The 17,578-nt window shown below is 67.4% G+C and carries 14 protein-coding genes; 7 read left to right on the top strand and 7 right to left on the bottom strand.

The window, feature by feature from the left end:
- Window positions 1-77: 77 nt before the first annotated feature.
- Both KAK88_RS03905 and KAK88_RS03900 read left to right on the top strand, forming a co-directional pair.
- Window positions 78-434: an endonuclease domain-containing protein gene (locus tag KAK88_RS03905; protein WP_242077950.1), complete on the top strand. Its 357-nt coding sequence runs from the start codon at window positions 78-80 to the stop codon at window positions 432-434.
- A gap of 593 nt (window positions 435-1,027) precedes the next feature.
- The gene (locus KAK88_RS03900; RefSeq protein ID WP_242077949.1) at window positions 1,028-2,035 is read left to right on the top strand and encodes a hypothetical protein; all 1,008 of its coding nucleotides are present in this window, start codon (window positions 1,028-1,030) and stop codon (window positions 2,033-2,035) included.
- Here the strand turns inward: KAK88_RS03900 and clpB are convergent.
- Complete coding sequence (clpB, locus tag KAK88_RS03895; protein WP_242077948.1) at window positions 2,022-4,610, bottom strand: ATP-dependent chaperone ClpB; 2,589 nt, start codon at window positions 4,608-4,610, stop codon at window positions 2,022-2,024. The two genes, KAK88_RS03900 and clpB, sit on opposite strands and share 14 nt — an antisense overlap.
- A 173-nt stretch (window positions 4,611-4,783) precedes the next feature.
- Between clpB and KAK88_RS03890 the strand changes: the two genes are divergently transcribed.
- Window positions 4,784-5,425, top strand: coding sequence for a LysE family translocator (locus tag KAK88_RS03890; protein WP_242077947.1), 642 nt, complete (start codon window positions 4,784-4,786; stop codon window positions 5,423-5,425).
- A 22-nt stretch (window positions 5,426-5,447) separates the two neighbouring features.
- Here KAK88_RS03890 and KAK88_RS03885 read toward each other — a convergent pair whose 3' ends face one another.
- Window positions 5,448-7,751, bottom strand: coding sequence for a TonB-dependent receptor domain-containing protein (locus KAK88_RS03885; protein WP_242077946.1), 2,304 nt, complete (start codon window positions 7,749-7,751; stop codon window positions 5,448-5,450).
- Window positions 7,752-7,911: 160 nt separating this feature from the next.
- Between KAK88_RS03885 and KAK88_RS03880 the strand changes: the two genes are divergently transcribed.
- From KAK88_RS03880 to KAK88_RS03870, 3 genes are all read left to right on the top strand, one after another.
- Window positions 7,912-9,813 carry a BCCT family transporter gene (locus KAK88_RS03880; RefSeq protein WP_242077945.1) on the top strand — a complete coding sequence of 634 codons (1,902 nt, stop codon included), beginning with the start codon at window positions 7,912-7,914 and terminating at the stop codon, window positions 9,811-9,813.
- A 46-nt stretch (window positions 9,814-9,859) separates the two neighbouring features.
- On the top strand, window positions 9,860-11,512 hold the full coding sequence (locus KAK88_RS03875; RefSeq protein WP_242077944.1) for a serine hydrolase: 1,653 nt from the start codon (window positions 9,860-9,862) through the stop codon (window positions 11,510-11,512).
- Between the two features lie 89 nt (window positions 11,513-11,601).
- Window positions 11,602-12,078: a hypothetical protein gene (locus KAK88_RS03870; protein WP_242077943.1), complete on the top strand. Its 477-nt coding sequence runs from the start codon at window positions 11,602-11,604 to the stop codon at window positions 12,076-12,078.
- Here the strand turns inward: KAK88_RS03870 and KAK88_RS03865 are convergent.
- The 5 genes from KAK88_RS03865 to KAK88_RS03845 form a co-directional block, all read right to left on the bottom strand.
- A complete protein-coding gene (locus tag KAK88_RS03865) occupies window positions 12,075-12,818 on the bottom strand; it encodes a DUF4893 domain-containing protein (protein ID WP_242077942.1) in 744 nt (247 codons plus the stop codon). The two genes, KAK88_RS03870 and KAK88_RS03865, sit on opposite strands and share 4 nt — an antisense overlap.
- A 60-nt stretch (window positions 12,819-12,878) precedes the next feature.
- Window positions 12,879-13,553, bottom strand: a complete 675-nt coding sequence (locus tag KAK88_RS03860) for a DUF4893 domain-containing protein (RefSeq protein ID WP_242077941.1) — start codon at window positions 13,551-13,553, stop codon at window positions 12,879-12,881.
- Between the two features lie 39 nt (window positions 13,554-13,592).
- Window positions 13,593-14,396 carry a response regulator gene (locus KAK88_RS03855; RefSeq protein WP_242077940.1) on the bottom strand — a complete coding sequence of 268 codons (804 nt, stop codon included), beginning with the start codon at window positions 14,394-14,396 and terminating at the stop codon, window positions 13,593-13,595.
- Window positions 14,393-14,902: a histidine kinase dimerization/phospho-acceptor domain-containing protein gene (locus KAK88_RS03850; RefSeq protein WP_242077939.1), complete on the bottom strand. Its 510-nt coding sequence runs from the start codon at window positions 14,900-14,902 to the stop codon at window positions 14,393-14,395. Before KAK88_RS03850 ends, KAK88_RS03855 begins: the two co-directional genes overlap by 4 nt.
- A gap of 71 nt (window positions 14,903-14,973) precedes the next feature.
- Window positions 14,974-15,987 carry a DUF4167 domain-containing protein gene (locus tag KAK88_RS03845; RefSeq protein WP_242077938.1) on the bottom strand — a complete coding sequence of 338 codons (1,014 nt, stop codon included), beginning with the start codon at window positions 15,985-15,987 and terminating at the stop codon, window positions 14,974-14,976.
- A gap of 353 nt (window positions 15,988-16,340) precedes the next feature.
- On the opposite strand from KAK88_RS03845, the gene KAK88_RS03840 reads away from it, so the two are divergent.
- The gene (locus KAK88_RS03840) at window positions 16,341-17,573 is read left to right on the top strand and encodes an NAD-dependent epimerase/dehydratase family protein (RefSeq protein WP_242077937.1); all 1,233 of its coding nucleotides are present in this window, start codon (window positions 16,341-16,343) and stop codon (window positions 17,571-17,573) included.
- The last annotated feature ends 5 nt before the right edge of the window (window positions 17,574-17,578 follow it).

Here is a 17,578-nt window from a genome sequence, read left to right as displayed (position 1 = left end):
TTGGAATCGTTGAAGGTATTTGTCGCAGGTGCGCGGGCTGGCGACTTTGCGTTAGGGTGCGTCAGGAGGAGCCGCCCATGACGACCCGCCGCCTGACGCCGCGCGCTCGCGGACTGCGTCAAGTCGGCGGCTTGGCCGAAGACCGGATCTGGGCGCGACTGCGCGGCGGCGCCGTCGACGGCTGGAAGGTGCGTCGCCAGCATCCGGTCGGCGGGTATGTGGTGGATTTCGCCTGCGTGCCGCTGCGGCTGGTCATCGAGATCGACGGCGGGGTGCATGAGCGCGACGAGGTCGTCCTGAACGACCACTACCGCCAGCAGGCGATCGAGGCGCTGGGCTGGACCGTCATCCGCTTCACCAACGCCGAGGCCCTGACCGACCCCGCCCGCATCGACGCCGCCCTCCGCGACCGCGCGAAGACGCTGGGTCTCTAACCTTCCCTCTCCCATTGGGAGAGGGCTTGAGCCTCCGAGAGCGCAGCGATCGGCAAGGCGAAAGGGTGAGGGTCGTCCACTGGCCGCCATCCGCTGCGGCCCGACCGCTGCGACGGCTCACGCCGACTTCGACACCCGACCCTCATCCGACCGCTTCGCGGCCACCTTCTCCCAATGGGAGAAGGATCAGGATGGAATGCCCCCTCTTCCATTGGGAGAGGGCTTGAGCGCCCGAGAGCGCAGCGAGCGGCCCTGCGCGAAAGGGTTAGGGTCGACGGCAGCCGCCGTCGGCTGCCATCGCCATCTCAAGATCGCCATCGGCCCTAAATCGTGTGCGCGATCGTCGTAGAGATCGGGATCCCTAGAAACGTGAGGGCTATTGACAGCCTCATGGATGTTGCAACCCACAAGATCACCGTTACACTTTCTCGATGTATTTATTTGATGACATCGCTCGGCGGTTGGATTGCGGAGCTGACGAAGTCGAGGGTGCCTATCACTACTTGAATCGGTCTGGACGGCCGGAAGTAGGATTAGTTCGGGCCAAGTTTTCCGAATTTCTAGAGAGGTATCCGGGGGTCGGGCGAGCAAACATGCTGACCCGTCTTAAGAGCGACGATGATGTTGCTCATTACAGTGCTGTCTTCGAGTTGATGCTCCACGAGGCGCTTTTGTGCGTGGGGGCAACTATCGAAGCGATTGAACCAAAGCTTGCTCACACCGATCGGTCACCTGACTTTTTGGTGAGGTCAGCAAATGGCGCACGTTTCTATCTTGAGGCGACGCTAGCGACAGGAATGAGCGACGCCGATCGTCGGTCCAAACGCTTGTTTGACGAAGCAGTTCAGGCGGTGAACGAAGTTGCCAGCACCCATTTTTTGCTGAGCGCCCGATTCTCTGGGATGCCGTCCGGCCCAATCCGCCGCCGACGCCTCCGCTTTGCTATCGAAAGTTGGTTGGCTACCCTCGATTATGATGAAGTGAAGGCCCTTGGAAACGGTGCAATCGGTGGCGATGCACCATTTAGGTATGAGGAGAAAAACCTGACGGTGGAGTTATGGCCGATCCCCGTCAAGGATCCCGGACAGCCTGTTGAAAGAGCTATTGGCATGCAGTGGGGTGATGCATGGTCCAAGACAGTAGGCGGCGCTCTTAAGTCGGCACTAAGCGGCAAAGCGAGAAGATATGGCGACCTAGACCTTCCTTACGTGATCGCTGTGAACGGCCTTGATCACAATGAGCAGCGTCATGACGTGCTCGCAGCTCTGTTTGGACAAGAAGTTGTGCGCTTTCCTTTAGGACCAAACGCAGGAGAGCCCCGTCTTGATCGAGATTGGGACGGACTATGGATAAGGCCAGATGGCGCGCGCAGGTGCCGCGGTGTGACCGGCGTCTTGGTTTGCGATGATCTATCTATTTGGTCCGCAGCGAGAAAAGACGCGGTGTACGTTGGTCATCCCGCACCCCGAATGGCCCTCGATAATTTTCCATTGCCAGTCACCACACTCCTCCCGAAAGATGACAATCTCGTCGAGACGGCTGGCGCAACGATCGGTCACATCATCGGTTTGCCGACCGACTGGCCAGCTAGTGAATCCTAGCCCTCCCGATCTCCAGACCGCCCTCGCCGGCGGTGACCGCAATCACCCCGCCGTCCTCGATCTCGCCGGCCAGCAGTTTGCGCGCGATCGGGTCGACAAGGTCCTTCTGGATGACGCGTTTCAGGGGTCGTGCGCCATAGGCGGGGTCGTAGCCGCGGTCGGCGAGCCAGGCCAGGGCGCTGTCGTCCAGGTCCAGGGTCAGGCGGCGGTCGGCCAGCAGCTTCTCGAACCGTGACAGCTGGATGCGGACGATGCCGCCCATCTGGTCGCGGCCCAGGCGGTGGAACAGGATGATCTCGTCGATCCGGTTCAGGAACTCGGGCCGGAAGTGGGCGCGCACGGCGTCCATGACGAAGGGGCGCACAGCCTCCACATCATCGCCCTCGCCCTGATCGGCCAGATACTGGCTGCCCAGGTTGGAGGTCATGATGATCAGTGTGTTCCTGAAATCGATGGTGCGTCCCTGCCCGTCCGTCAGGCGGCCGTCGTCGAGCACTTGCAACAGCACGTTGAAGACGTCGGGGTGGGCCTTTTCGACCTCGTCGAACAGGACGACCTGATAGGGGCGACGACGCACGGCCTCGGTCAGAGCGCCGCCCTCGTCATAGCCGACATAGCCGGGAGGGGCGCCGATCAGGCGCGAGACGCTGTGTTTCTCCATATATTCCGACATATCCAGGCGGGTGATGGCCGCCTCGTCGTCGAACAGGAAGTCGGCCAGCGCCTTGGTCAGTTCGGTCTTGCCCACGCCGGTCGGGCCCAGGAACAGGAAGCTGCCCAGCGGACGGTTGGGGTCGTTCAGGCCGGCGCGGGCGCGGCGCACGGCGTCGGAGACGGCGGCCAAAGCCTCGTCCTGACCCACGACGCGACCGCCGAGCGCGGTTTCCATCTGGAGCAGTTTTTCGCGTTCGCCCTCCAGCATCTTGTCGACGGGCACGCCGGTCCAGCGGCTGACGACGGCGGCGATCTGTTCGGCGTCGACGACCTCGGGGGTCAGGGGGCCTTTCCCGCTGGTCTCGTTCGCCTCTGCTTCTTCGAGCTGCTTTTCGATCTGGGGGATCTGGCCGTAGGCGATCTCTGACGCGCGGCCCAGATCGCCGGCGCGCTGGGCGTTGGCGAGTTCCAGGCGCAGGCGGTCCAGGGTTTCGCGCAGCTGGGCGCCCTGGCCGACCTTGTCCTTTTCGGCCTTCCACTGGCTGGTCAGGTCGTCGGACTGGCCTTCCAGATCGGCGATCTCGTCCTCCAGCTTTTCCAGACGGTGTTGAGAGGCCTGGTCGGTTTCCTTCTTCAGGGCCTCGCGTTCGATCTTGAGCTGGACCAGGCGGCGGTCGATCTCGTCCAGGGCCTCGGGCTTGGAGTCCACGGCCATGCGCACGCGGCTGGCGGCCTCGTCGATCAGGTCGATGGCCTTGTCCGGCAGGAAGCGGTCGGTGATGTAGCGGTTCGACAAAGTGGCTGCGGCGACGATCGCGCTGTCGGAGATGCGCACGCCGTGGTGGACCTCGTACTTCTCCTTCAGGCCACGCAGGATGGAGACGGTGTCCTCCACCGTCGGTTCGGCGACCATGACCGGCTGGAAGCGGCGGGCGAGCGCGGCGTCCTTTTCGACGTGCTTGCGGTATTCATCCAGGGTCGTGGCGCCCACGCAGTGCAGTTCGCCGCGCGCAAGAGCCGGCTTCAGCAGGTTGGAGGCGTCCATGGCGCCGTCGCCTTTGCCGGCGCCGACCAGGGTGTGCATCTCGTCGATGAACAGGATGATGCCGCCCTCGGCCGCAGAGACCTCGGACAGGACGGATTTCAGACGCTCCTCGAACTCGCCGCGATATTTCGCGCCGGCGATCAAACTGCCCATGTCCAGCGCCATGACGGTCTTGTCGCGCAGGGATTCAGGCACGTCGCCGTTGACGATGCGCAGGGCCAGCCCCTCGACGATGGCGGTCTTGCCGACGCCGGGCTCGCCGATCAGGACGGGGTTGTTCTTGGTGCGGCGGGCCAGCACCTGGATGGTGCGGCGGATCTCTTCGTCGCGGCCGATGACCGGGTCGATCTTGCCGTCGCGGGCGGCCAGGGTAAGGTCGCGAGCGTAGCGTTTCAGGGCGTCATAGCCGTCCTCGGCCCCCGCGCTGTCGGCGGTCTTGCCCTTGCGCACCTCGGCGATGGCGGCCTCCAGCTTGTCGGCCGTGACGCCCGAGGCCTTCAGCACCTCGGCGGCGACCCCGCCTTCCCTGGCCAGCGCGGCCAGCAGCCGTTCGGTGGTGACGAAGGCGTCGCCTGCGGTCTTGGAGGCCTCCTCGGCGGCGGCGAAGACGCGCGCGGTGTCGCCGTCCAGATAGAGCTGGCCCGAGCCGCCGGTGACCTGGGCGCGCTTCTTCAGCGCGGTTTCGACATCGGCCTCGGCGCGGCGGGCGTCGCCGCCGGCGGCGGTGATCAGATTTCTGGCCAGGCCGTCGCGTTCCTCCAGCAGCACCTTGAGCAGATGCTCGGGCGCGAACTGCTGGTGACGACGGGCCAGGGCCAGCGACTGGGCCGACTGGACGGCCTGTTTGGCGCGGTCGGAATAGAGTTCGAGATTCATGGTGTCAGTCCCCTCGGGAGGCGGATGGATTTCAGCGCGCCCTCTGCTGAGCAGCACGCCGTTGAGATCGAGGTGGGTGTGACGATCGGGTCACACAAGGGGTCCGCAGGGCGGCTTTCGGGGCTGTCCGTTTCGCCGCCGCGCGCCTAGGCTCTGGCGAACAGGAGCGCCTCGTGATCGCCCATTCCGCCTGGCCCGTCGATCCCGCCGTCGTCGGGCCCTTTCTGATCGCCGTGGCGCTGATCGAGCTGACGCCGGGGCCGAACATGGGCTGGCTGGCGCTGGTCGCCCTGTCGCGGGGACGGCTGGCCGGTTTCGCGGCGGTGGCGGGGGTGACCCTGGGGCTGGCGGTGTGGATGCTGGCGGCCGCCTATGGGCTGACGGAGGTCTTTTCCGTCTGGCCGCCGCTGTATCAGGGCCTGCGCTGGGCGGGCGTGCTGTTTCTGCTGTGGCTGGCGTGGGAGGCCTGGCGCGCGCCGACGATCGAGGCGGCGCCCACTCCGGACGCGCGCTCGCTGCGCGGCCTGTTCGTGCGCGGCCTGATGGGCAATCTGCTGAACCCCAAGGCCGCGGTCTTCTATGTCGCCCTGCTGCCGACCTTCATGCGGCCCGACCACGGCGCGCCGCTGAGCCAGGCCCTGACGCTGGGGAGCCTGCATCTGGCGGTCGCCGTCCTGGTGCACAGTTTGATCGTGATCGGCGGCGCGGGCGCGGCGCGGCTGGCGCCCCGGATGCGGGGTCGCGCCCTGCGCATCATGATGGCCGGCGGCCTCGTCGTGGTCGCCGCCTGGCTGGCCTGGGAGACGCGAACCTGAGCCCGCATCCCCCGTCAGGCCGTCAGCCCCCGGTCGGGCCGGTCGAGAAGTCGAACTGCTCCGGCTGACGGCGCGGACCGCCGAAGTTCCAGGTCAGGCCGATGTAGAAGGCCCGCAGCTTGATGTCCTGCTCCGAGCGTTCGCGGAACTGCGGCGTCTCGTAAATGGTCGTGGTGTTGAAGGTGTTGAACAGATCGCGCGCGGTGAAGTTGAACGACAGCTGCTCGCTCAGCTTCCGGCGATAGCCCAGATTGACCATGCCGCCGGCCTCGCGCCGGCCCTGGGCCAGCAGGCTGTCGCCCTGCCAGAAGCTGGACACCTGGACGAAGTCCTTGGCCGTCGGCTGCCAGTTCAGGCTGAGACGGCCGCTGGCCAGGGTCGCCTCGCGGTCGCCGCCGCCGACGACGGCGCCCGAGTCGATCTCCTGGCGGAAGACGTTGACGCTGGCGCTGTAGCGCAGGGTGGGATGCAGACGCCCGTTCGCCGTCGCCTCCACGCCCAGGTCGCGACGCGAGCCCAGGTTTTCCGGACGGGTCAGGAAGACGCCGCCGCCGATGTCGGACGCCACGTCGGTGAAGGCCTTGTCGGTGTTCCGCAGATAGGCGGTGGCCTGATAGAAGCTCTGGCCCTTTCGCATCTGCCACATGGCCTCGAAGCTGTCGGTCTCCTGCGGCTCCAGATCCGGATTGCCCGAGCGGACGTTCAGCGGGTCCTGATAGACGACGAAGGGGTTCAACTGGCTGGGCTGGGGCCGCTGGATGCGGCGCGAATAGCTGGCGCGCAGGGTCTGTTCCGGCGTCAGCTGATACTGGACGTGGGCGGTCGGATAGGCGCGGAAATAATCCTGGGACGCCGAGGCGCCGCCGGTCAGATCCTTGATCTCGATGTCCGCCTGTTCCAGCCGCAGACCCAGCTGGGCCGACAGCTTCTCGCCCAGCGGCCGCTCGTAAGTGGTGTAGAGGGCATGCACCGTCTGGGTGGCTTCGAAGCGATTGTTCAGGGCCGGGACCGGCGCCAGGGCCGCCTGCGAGGGACCGCGCAGGAACTCGGCGTCCTGCTCGGGCCGCTGGGCGTTCAGCTCATAGCCCAGGCGCAGCTTGCCGCCGTCGGACATCGGGCGGGTATAGGCGCTGGTGAAGCCCCAGGTGACCTGATCGACTTCCGTGTTGGTCCGCTCGTACAGAGCCGCGCCCGCCGGGGTCAGGAAGGTGGTCAGGGTCTGGCTGGTGGTGTCGTTGGCGTTGGAATCGTAGCGCAGTTCGTTGGACCACTCATGGCCGTCGCCGTCGAAGCGGCGCAGCACGCGCGCCGTGGCGCCCCAGTTGTTGAAGGTGAAGTCGGAATCGCCGACCCGGCGATAGGCGCTGGTCACCGCGCCGGCGGCGTTGCGAGTCTCATACAGGCCGTCGCCCGAACCCGTGCCATCGAAGGCCACGCCGCGCAGTTCGCCGGTCAGCTGGGTCTTGTCGTCCAGCTTGTATTCGGCGGTGAAGCGGGCGAAGGCGCCGTTCTGCTCGGACTCCACCGGCTGTTCGACGGTCGTGGTCGAAACCACCGCACCGGTGACCGGATTTAACTGTTCGCGGACGCGGTTGAACGTCAGTTCGGTCGGATCGGAGCGATAGCTGGCGTCGCCCGACAGGGTCAGGCGATCCTTCTGGTACGAGCCGCTGAGGCCCGCGTTCCAGCGGCCGTTGTCGCCGACGTTGACGCGCAGCGAGCCGGTCGTCTGGGTGCCGGGCTTGGGCGCCGTGGGCTTGGTGATCAGGTTGATGACCCCGCCCGAACCCTCGGGGCTGTAGGCGGCGGACGGATTGGTCATGACCTCGATGCGGGCGTACTGGCTGGCCGGCAACTGGATCAGGGCCTGGCCGCGACCGGGGCCGGTCAGGATGCCGGACGGGCGGCCGTCGACCAGGATGGTGACATTGGCGTCGCCGCGAAGCGACACATTGCCCTCCGGGTCCACGTCCACCGACGGCACGTTGCGGAGCGCGTCGGCCAGACTGCCCGTCGTCGCCTGAAGGTCGTTGGCCAGGCTATAGCTGACCGAGTCGATCGAGGTGCGCACGTCATTGGCGCGGGCGTTGACGACCACGTCGCCGACGCTGGCGGGCTGCTGTTGCTGGGCCGGTTCGGCCGTCTGAGTGCGCGGCGCGGGCGTCTGCGCCGTCGTCGCCGGGGTCTGAGCGGCCGGCTGGCTCGTCGTCGCCGGCGGCGGGGTCTGCGAGGCGGTCTGGGACGCATTCTGGGATTGAGCCAGAGCGGCGCCGGGCAGGGCGACGGCGGCCGCACCCAGCATGAGAACGAGTTTGGAAGAGGTCATGCCCCGGCGATCCTGAAAGAGTGCGCGGGCGTCTGTTTGCGCCCGTCGATAAGCCTGACTATCGACGTTACTTTGAATCGCAAAGTTACATCTTCTTCATCGAGACGGCGCGCTTGTGGCCAAGCTGGGAACCCTCAGCTTCGCCATACGCTTTGACCCAATGCTGACCACGAAGATGAACCCCCGCGTGTTTTGGGGCGCGAGCGCCATCATCGCGCTGTTGCTGCTTGTCGCCATCGTCGCGCCGGGAGAGTCCGACCGCCTGTTCCAGAATGTTCAGGCGTGGGTGATCGACACCTTTGGCTGGCTCTATATCGCCTCGGTCGCCGCCTTCGTGGGACTGGTGCTGGTGCTGGCGATCGGCCCCACGGGCGCGCTGAAGCTGGGGCCGGACGACGCGGAGCCGGACTTTCCGTATCTGTCCTGGCTGGCCATGCTGTTCGCCGCCGGCATGGGGATCGGCCTGATGTATTTCGGCGTCGCCGAGCCGATCCAGCACTATATCAATCCGCCCGAGGGCGCCGGCCGCACCTTCGACGCCGCGCGTCAGGCCATGGGCATCACCTTCTTCCACTATGGGGCGCACGCTTGGGCGATCTATGCGCTGGTGGGCCTCAGCCTGGCCTTCTTCGCCCACCGAAAGGGTCTGCCGCTGACGCTGAGGTCGGGCCTGTCGCCCTTGCTGGGCAGGCGCGTCAACGGGCCCATCGGCGATGCGGTCGACATCTTCGCCATCTGGGGCACCGCCTTCGGCATCGCCACGTCTCTGGGTTTCGGCGTGTCGCAGATGAACAGCGGCCTGACCTATCTGCTGGGCATTCCCAACACCGCCTGGGTTCAGGTCGGGCTAATCGTCGTGGTCATGGCGGCGGCGACCGGCTCAGTGATGAGCGGGGTCGGCAAGGGGGTACGCCGTCTGTCGGAGCTGAATCTGGTGCTGGCGGTGCTGCTGATGCTGTTCGTGTTGGTGGTCGGGCCGACCGGCTTCTTGTTCAAGGCCCTGGTCCAGAACTTCGGCTTCTATTTCAGCCATTTCGTCGAGCGGACCTTCACCCTCTACGCCTATGAGCCGCGCGCCTGGATGGCGGACTGGACCCTGTTCTACTGGGCCTGGTGGATCGCCTGGTCGCCGTTCGTGGGGATGTTCATCGCCCGGATCTCGCGCGGGCGAACGGTGCGGGAGTTCCTGCTGAACGTGCTGCTGGTGCCGGCCGGCTTCACCTTCCTGTGGATGACCGTCTTCGGCAATACGGCGATCAGCCTGGACATGGGCCAGGCGGCGGGCGCGATTTCCAACGCCGTCTCGGCCGACCTGTCGACCGCCCTGTTCTACTTCCTGGAGCAACTGCCGGGCGCGGCCTTCACCTCGGGCCTGGCAATCCTGCTGGTGGCGGTCTTCTTCGTCACCTCGGCCGATTCCGGGGCCCTGGTGATCGACACCATCGCCTCTGGCGGCGCCGACGACACGCCGCGCTGGCAGCGGGTCTATTGGTGCCTGTTGCTGGGCCTGATCGCCGCGACCCTGTTGCTGGCGGGCGGGCTGGGCGCGCTACAGGCAGCCACCCTGGCCGCCGCCCTGCCCTTCGTCCTGATCATGATCCTGCTGTCGATCGGCCTGGTGCGCCAGATGAACGCCGACGTCGCGGGCCGCAGCCTCGAGACCGAAGGCGCGCCCCTGGCGCAGCAGCTGAAACGCATCCTGGCCCCGGCCAGCCGCAGCGATATCAACGATGAGATCGAGCGCCACGGCCTGCCGGCCCTGGAAACGGTTCACGCCGCCATGGAGGCCGAGGCGGCGAAGTCCGAGATCGGGCGCGACGACGGCGTCGCCTGGCTGACGGTCAAACAGGGCGAGCGCACCTTCATCTATCGCCTGGGCGCCCGCTCGCGTCCGCGTCCCGCCGTGACCCAGCGCGAGACGCCCGAAGGCCGCCGCCTGCTGGAATGGCGACTGACCGCCCAGACCGGCCAAGGCGAACGCCCCCACGACATCACCGGCTTCACCCGCGACCAGATCGTCGCCGATGTGCTGGAAAAGCTTCAACGCTGGCGACTGGCCTAGACGACGAAGGGGCGCTAGCGTCCGGCGGTCTTCGCTGGAGTTCGCCATGTCCCCTCGTCTGTCGCGCCGCACCCTGTTTGCTTCCGGAGGCGCGGCGGCGCTGGCGGTGGGGCCGGTGTTCGCCCAAACGACAGCTCAGAGCCCGCCGGCAAACGATGATGCGTCGCTGGCGGCGGCGGTGGACGCCTATGTGGCGAAATGCATGGCGGCCTGGTCCGATCAGCCGGCGCTGGGCGTCGCGGTGGTCAAGGACGGGGCGACCGTTCTGGCGCGCGGTTATGGCGTCAAGGTTCAGGGCAAGCCGGCGCGGGCTGATGAGCACACCCTCTTCGCCATCGCCTCCAACACCAAGAACGTCACCGCCGCCGCCCTGGCCATTCTGGTCGACGAGGGCAAGGTGAAGTGGGACGCGCCGGTTCGGGCCTATCTGCCCGGCTTCACCCTGTCCGATCCCTATATCGGCGAACACATCACGGTGCGCGATACGCTGAGCCACCGGGCCGGGTTCGGCCTGGGCGCCGGCGACCTGCTTTTCTGGCCCAACTCGGACCGCACCCGCGCCGAGGTTCTGGCCCAGGCCGCCTTCGTGCCGATCGAGGACGGGTTCCGGGCGCGCTATCACTACTGCAACCTGATGTTCGTGGTCGCGGGCGCGGTGCTGGAGGCCGTGTCGGGGATGAGCTGGGAGGCCTTCATCCAGACGCGCATCCTGGACAAGGTCGGGATGACCGAAACCGTGCCGCTGGCGCGCCTGGCGGATGCGTCCAAGTCCGCCCTGCCCCACGGCCGGGTCGGGCCGCCGCTGCGCTATCAAGGCGCGATGACGCCCATCGCCAAGTCCATCGTCGAGGTGTGGAACTGGGATTCGGCTGCGGCGGCGGGCGGCATCTGCACCACCCCGACCGACTGGGCCAAATGGATCGCCGTGCGGCTGAACGACGGCAAGCTGGCCGACGGGACGCGGCTGTATTCCGAGGATGCGGCGCGCGAGATGTATCGCCCCAACATCATCGTCGGCTCGTCGGCCGGACCGACGGCGGAGTTGCCCAATCGATCCATCGCCTCGACCTATGCCATGGGTCTGCAGGTGCAGGACTATCGGGGCGAGCGGATCGCCAGCCACGGCGGCGGCTCGCCCGGCGGGATTTCCGCCACGGTGCTGATCCCCGGCCGCAAGACCGGCTTCAGCATCTTCTCCAACGCCGAGGAGAGCTTCTTGCTGCGCGCTTTGCGGTCCGGCATCACCGACATCTGCATGGGCAAGGTCGATGTGGACTGGATCGCAGACTCCAAGAAGTTGGAGGCCGAAGGCAACGCCAAGTCTATCGCCGCCGCTGCCGAAATCGACGCCAAACAGGCGGCCGGCGCGCCCCCGTCCATGCCGCTGGACGCCTACGCCGGGACCTGGCGTGATCCGTGGTACGGCGACATCGTCATTGCGCCCAGGACCGAAGGACGCGGTCGCAATCGCAAGAGCGGCCTGTGGCTAAGCTTCACCCACACACCCGTCCTGCAAGGCTGGCTGGAGCCGTATGACGGCGAAACCTTCCGCACCCGTTTCCCGGACAAGCGCGAGGAGGACGCCTTCGTCACCTTCTCGATCCTGACCGCCAAACCGGCGACCGCGACGGTGAAGGGGGTCAGCCCCGACATCGACTTCAGCTATGACTATCAGGACCTGAGACTGATACGGGTCTGACCTCGACCGACCCTGTGACCCAGGGTCGCAAACCGGAACAGCCCTGGCGTCCCGACGCTGTCTTCCCATCAATCGAAAGGGAGACCGTCATGTCCAAGACCTCAAACACGCGTGCGCTGGATCGCGACGAGGCGGATATGGTCGAACAGACGAAGACGCTGGTCCAGCGTTCGCCGGCCGAACTGCGCGACCTGATCGGCCGGCTGCGTAAGCGGCGTGACCGGGTGCAGCGTCAGATCCGGGGGCGCGTTCGTGCGGGAGAGAGCGGCCCGGATGCGGGCGCGCGCGAGAAAAAGGCGCTGCTGACCGAGGCCATCGCCCGCGTCGCCGATGAGATGCACCGGCGTAAATCCGGCCCTAAATCCGGCGGCGCGGCCGCGACGGCGACCGACAATCTGCGCGAGGCTGTTCGTCGCAAGGCCGAAAGCCCGACCTGGACCGGGCCGGACGATCGCACCGCCGATCTGGGGCCCAGCGAAACGCCGAACACCAAGATCGCCCCGTCAGGCGCGCTTCATGCCGAGGGCATGCGCGCCGCGATCGCCCGCTCGACCGGCGCGCGCTAGCCGGTGATCTCGAGCAACTCCAGCTTGGCCTCCTGTTTGGGCCACGGCAGGACCAGGCGCCAGCGGTTCTGGCCGATGCGTTCGATGACGCCGACCTGATCGCGTTCGGCCTTGTCGCCATAGGCGGGGAAGGTCTTCTCGTCGGCGCCCCACGCCTGGGCGCCGACATAGACGGCGCGGCGGTCGGTATCGGGATAGATCAGGCCGCGCGTGCGCTGCGACCCCGTCGTCTTGGTCAGGACCAGATCGCCGCCGGGCGTCAGCTCGACCGAACAGGCGAACCAGGGATATTCGACATAGGCCAGACCCTGGCCCTCGACGCGGCGGCCCATCTTGATGGTGCGGCAGCGATAGGTTCCGGGGCCGGGTTGGATGCGGCCCGTCTGGGCGGCGTTGGGATCGGCGAGCGGCCCCAGGGCCTCGACCTGACGCGCGAAGCCGCCTTCCTCGGCCTCGGCGCGGGCCATGCGCCAGGCCTGATCGAGCCGGCCAAGCAGGCTGGCGTCGGCGGCCTTGGCGACCTGACGCCAGGAGTCGGTTCCGCCCTGCATGCCCTCGGCAGGCGCGGCTTGGGTGTCCGGCGTCGCCGCCGCTTCCGGCGCGGCCTGGGCCGGCACGCCGGGTGCGGGCGTGGTCACGGCGGCCGATGTCTCGGCCGGGCTGGCTGGACTGTTGTCGCCACAGGCCGCCAGGGCCGTGGTGGTCATCAGGGCCAGAACGGCCAGAGGGGTGCGGCGCATCAGCGTCTCCATCGGTTGCCCTGACCGAACGTGACAGGGCGCCCGAGGTTCAGCCGAACCTTAGCCGCGCGGCGCCGGGACCAGCTCGATCAGGTCCAGATTGGACTCGGTGTTGGGCCACGGCAGGACCAGCCGCCACCGCGCCTCGCCGATGCGTTGCAGGATGGCGACCAGATCGCGGTCGGGGTTGCGGCCATAGGTGTTGGCGGCGGGCTCCTGCGCCAGGGCCAGCGAGCCGAGCATCACCATATGGCGGTCGTCTTCGGGAAAGAGCAGACCGGAGGGGCGCTGCGAGCCGGTCAGTTTTGAGAACTTCAGGCCTTTCGGCGTCTGTTCGATGCGGCAGGCGAACCAGCCATAGACGACGTAACCGAGCCCGTCCTCGCCACCCTGGGTGCCCAGTTTGACGGTGCGGCAGCGATAGTCGCCGGGCGGGGGCGCCACGCCGGGCCGGTCGGCCTTGGGGTCGATCAGATCGCCCAGGCTGTTCAGATCGCCGGAGCCGCGCTGACGCTTGGCCTGTTGCAGGGCCAGGGTCCATGCGGCGTCGACGCGGCGATAGCGATCCCGATCGCCGGAGGTGATGACGCCGCGCCAGTCCATCAGCGCGCCCGATGCGCCGGACGGCGGCGGGGGCGGCGGCGGCGGGGTCGAAGCGCAGGCGGCGACGGCGCACAGGACGGCCAGCGGCGCCAGACAACGCGCGAACGAGCGGAACGGGACGAAACGGGACATCGACGCTTCCCTTGGGGCGACCAGGCGAACTCAAGCCTCTTAGGCCCTCTCGCGACCGTCGGCGTCAACCTCCGGGCCGCCCAGGGCCGTATTCAGGGCCGTATTCAGCGCAGCCGCCAGGGCCGCCAGATCCAGCGGCTTGGCCAGCCAGGCGTCGAAGCCGGCGGCGCGGCCGCGCGCCCGGTCCGGGGCCGAGACGGCCGCCGTCAGCGCCAGGACCGGCACATGGCGCGTCAGGGGATCGACGTCCAGTCGCGCCTTGACCTCATAGCCGTCCATGTTCGGCAGGCCGATGTCGAGCAGGATGACGTCGGGTCTGAGCGCACGCGCCAGATCCAGCCCCTCCGGTCCCGTCGTCGCGGCATGTAGGGTCAGGCCCAGGCCGCTCGCCGCCTGGCGCATCAGGGCGATGTTGGCGGGATTGTCCTCGATGTAGAGCACCACCGCCTGACGCGATGACGCCAGACCCGGCGCGGGGGCTGCCGGCAGGCTGAGCGAGAAGACGGCGCCCGCGCCGGGGTCGCGCACCATGGTCAGGGCGCCGCCCATCCGCTCGATCAACCGCTGGACCGAGGCGAGGCCAAGGGCGGTGCCGCCACGCGCGTCGCGACCATCCAACGGGCGGAAAGGTCGGTCGTCGCCCGCGCCGGTCAGACTCATGCCGGCGTCATGGATGGCGATGCCGATCCGGTCCTCGGCGCGCGACATCTCCATGCGCACCGTGCCTCCGCCGGGCGAATGGCGCAGGGCGTTCTCGACCAATCGGCGCAAGATACGACGAATCTGGCCCGGATCGGCTGTGACGCACAGGCCGTGGGCGGGCGGCGGACAGGCCAGCGTCACCCCCGCCTCTCTCGCCTGCGTCTCCAGCCCGTCGCAGACCTGGCGCAGGCCAGACGCAGATCGACGCGGTGCAGCGAAGGCGAACCGCCGCCGTCGCCGCCGTTCATAAAGGCTTCGGTTTCCTCGATCAGGGCCAGCAGGACGCCGGCCGCGGCCTCGATCTGACGCACGGACTGGGCCTGGCGCGCGGTCAGGGGGTCGGTCTGGTCGTTGGCGCGCAATAGTTGAGAGAAGCCCATGATCGTGGTCAGGGGACTACGCAGTTCGCGCCCCAGGGCCTGCATGATCTCGTCTCGCGTCCGAAGCTCGGCGGTCAGACGATCAACCTCGCCCTCGGCCGTCGTCAGGGCGCGGCGCAGGCCTTGGGCCTGCTGGACGATGCGGGCTTCGAGCCGGGCGTTCTCACGACGCAGGCGCTCGGCGCCCCCGTGCGCTTGAAGCCAGAGCCAGATCCCGGCGCAGGTCCCCGCCAGCGCCAGGGACAAGACAAGCAAGACCAAATCCATGACGCCCCTCCGACGCGCCATGATGATGCGTCAAGGTTGCGTTCAAGTAAACATACCCGCCTGGGTTGTCGTCAGTCTTCGCTGGCGGTGGCGGTTTCCGGCTTGCGACGCGGCGCACGGCGGCGCGGGGCCGCCTCGCCTTCGGCTTGCTCGGCCGGGGCCGACGACGCCGGCGCGCGGGTCAGAAAGCCCGGCAGGGCGGTCGGGGCGTCGCCCTCGTCCGCCGCGACGGCCGCAGCGGTGCGGCGCGGACGGCGTGCGGGACGTTCGTCGGCGGCCGGCGCCTCGACGCTCGGCGTTTCAGTCACAGGGCCTTCAGCGGCGGGCGCTTCGCTGACGGTTTCGGCGCGGTCGGCCTCGGCGTAGGCGGGGGCGGCGCCCTCAGCGCCGTCCTGGGCGCTTTCCTGATTGTCGAAGCGACGATTGCGTTCCTCGCGGCGACGCTCCCAGCGTTCACGACGGCTTTCGCGACGACCGCCGCCCTCGCCCTCGGCGCGGACCTCGTCGCCCTCGCGCGGCTCGCGGGGTTCGCGCGGCTGCTGGCTGTCGCGGTTCTGGTCACGATCACGGTTCTGATCGCGGTCGCGGTCGCGGTTGTCACGGTCGCGGTCGCGGTCGCGGTCACGATTGTAGTCGCGGTCGCGGTTCTGATCGCGGTTCTGGTTCTGCTCGGCGCGCTCGGCGGCCTCTGCAGCCTGACGGTCGGCGGCCTGCTGGGCGGCGACGAAGGCGGCGGCCTGGGCGCCGGATTCGTCCTCGAAGTCGATGTCGAAGCCCTGGTTCGACTGTTCGCGCGCGGCGATGTCCGAGAAGGATCGCTGCGGCTGAAGGGCGCGCAGGACGCGATAATAGTGCTCGGCGTGCTGCTGATAGTTTTCGGCCAGCACCCGGTCGCCGCTGGAGGCCGCATCGCGGGCCAGCTGCTGATAGCGCTCATACACCGTCTGGGCGTTGCCCCGGACCTTGATGTTCTCGGGGCCTTGCGAATCCCACGAACGATTCGGATTGGCGTTGTTGGCGTTATTGGCGCCCGCCTTGTTCCGATTGCGTCCGCGCTGACGCTTCATGCCCTTGAAATCTCTCATTCGCGCTACCGTGTGCAGGGGCGGACCAAAGCCTGAAGGCCGGTTCCGTCCGTTTCGTGGTTCCGTCTCGCTCGGGGCCGATCCCCGATTGTCGAACTGTCGGAATGCCTTGTCGCCCGCATGGTGCGCCGGTCCTTTCGGGACCGACCGTCATGGCCGGCTCAAGCCGCGAACAGCCGGGTATGCGCCCGTAAAGCTGCGATTGAGTGGGAGACGGCAGAGACTTAACCCGAGTGCGCGGCCTTTCCAAGCGATATTCGTCAATGCGTCGCACCGAACCCTGCACAGCGGCGCTTTGCCAAGCCCGCCGGCTGGGCTAGGCATGACCTTTGAGACGACGACGAGGCGATCCCATGCGCGTGCTGGTTCTGGGCGGCGACGGTTTTTGCGGCTGGCCCACGGCCCTGCATCTGTCGGCCGAAGGGTGGGACGTGACCATCGTCGACAACCTGAGCCGCCGGAATATCGACAACGAGCTGGAGGTCCAGTCCCTGACGCCGATCCGCACCATGGGCGAGCGGATCAAGGCGTGGAAAGACGTGTCCGGCCGCGACATCGGATTCGTCAACATGACCGTGGGCAAGGAGTTCGACCGCCTGGTCGCCCTGATCCGCGACTTCGCTCCCGACAGCGTGGTGCACTTCGCCGAGCAGCGGGCCGCCCCCTATTCGATGAAGTCGGCGCGGCACAAGCTGTACACGGTCGACAACAACATCAACGCCACCAACCATCTGCTGGCCGCCATCGTCGAAAGCGGCCTGGACGTCCACCTGGCGCACCTGGGGACGATGGGCGTCTACGGCTACGGCACGGCGGGCCTGCGGATTCCCGAGGGTTATCTGAAGGTGACGGTGGAGACCGACAATGGTCCCGCCGAACAGGAAATCCTGTTCCCGCCCAATCCGGGCAGCATCTATCACATGACCAAGACGCAGGACGCCCTGCTGTTCCAGTTCTATGCCCGCAACGACAATCTGCGCATCACCGACCTGCACCAGGGCATCGTCTGGGGGACCCAGACCGAGCAGACCAAGCAGGACGAGCGGCTGATCAACCGCTTCGACTATGACGGCGATTACGGCACGGTGTTGAACCGGTTCCTGATGCAGGCGGCGGTCGGCTATCCGCTGACGGTGCATGGATCGGGCGGCCAGACGCGGGCCTTCATCCATATTCAGGACACGGTGCGCTGCGTCGAACTGGCGCTGAAGAACCCGCCCAAACGCGGCGACCGGGTCAAGATCCTGAACCAGATGACCGAGAGCCGCCGCGTGCGCGATCTGGCGGCCATGATCGCCGACAAGACCGGCGCCGGGATCCACAATGTCGCCAATCCACGTCAGGAGGCCGACGAGAACGATCTGGTCGTTGCCAACGATCAGTTCCGCGACCTGGGCCTAAAGCCGATCACCCTGGCGCAGGGTCTGATGGACGAGGTGACGGACATCGCCCGCCGCTATGCCGACCGGGCCGATCTGGGGCGCGTGCCGTGCGTCTCCGCCTGGAACCAACGCCGGGCGGAGGCGCTGGAAAATGAGGCGCGACCGGCAGTTGACGCGCCGCCTTCCCAAGTTCTGACGGCCTGAGTTTC

Origin of the sequence: Brevundimonas diminuta, assembly GCF_022654015.1 — a bacterium.
In the GTDB taxonomy this organism is placed as follows: Bacteria; Pseudomonadota; Alphaproteobacteria; order Caulobacterales; family Caulobacteraceae; genus Brevundimonas; species Brevundimonas diminuta_C.
This window is presented reverse-complemented; position numbering and strand designations above follow the sequence as displayed.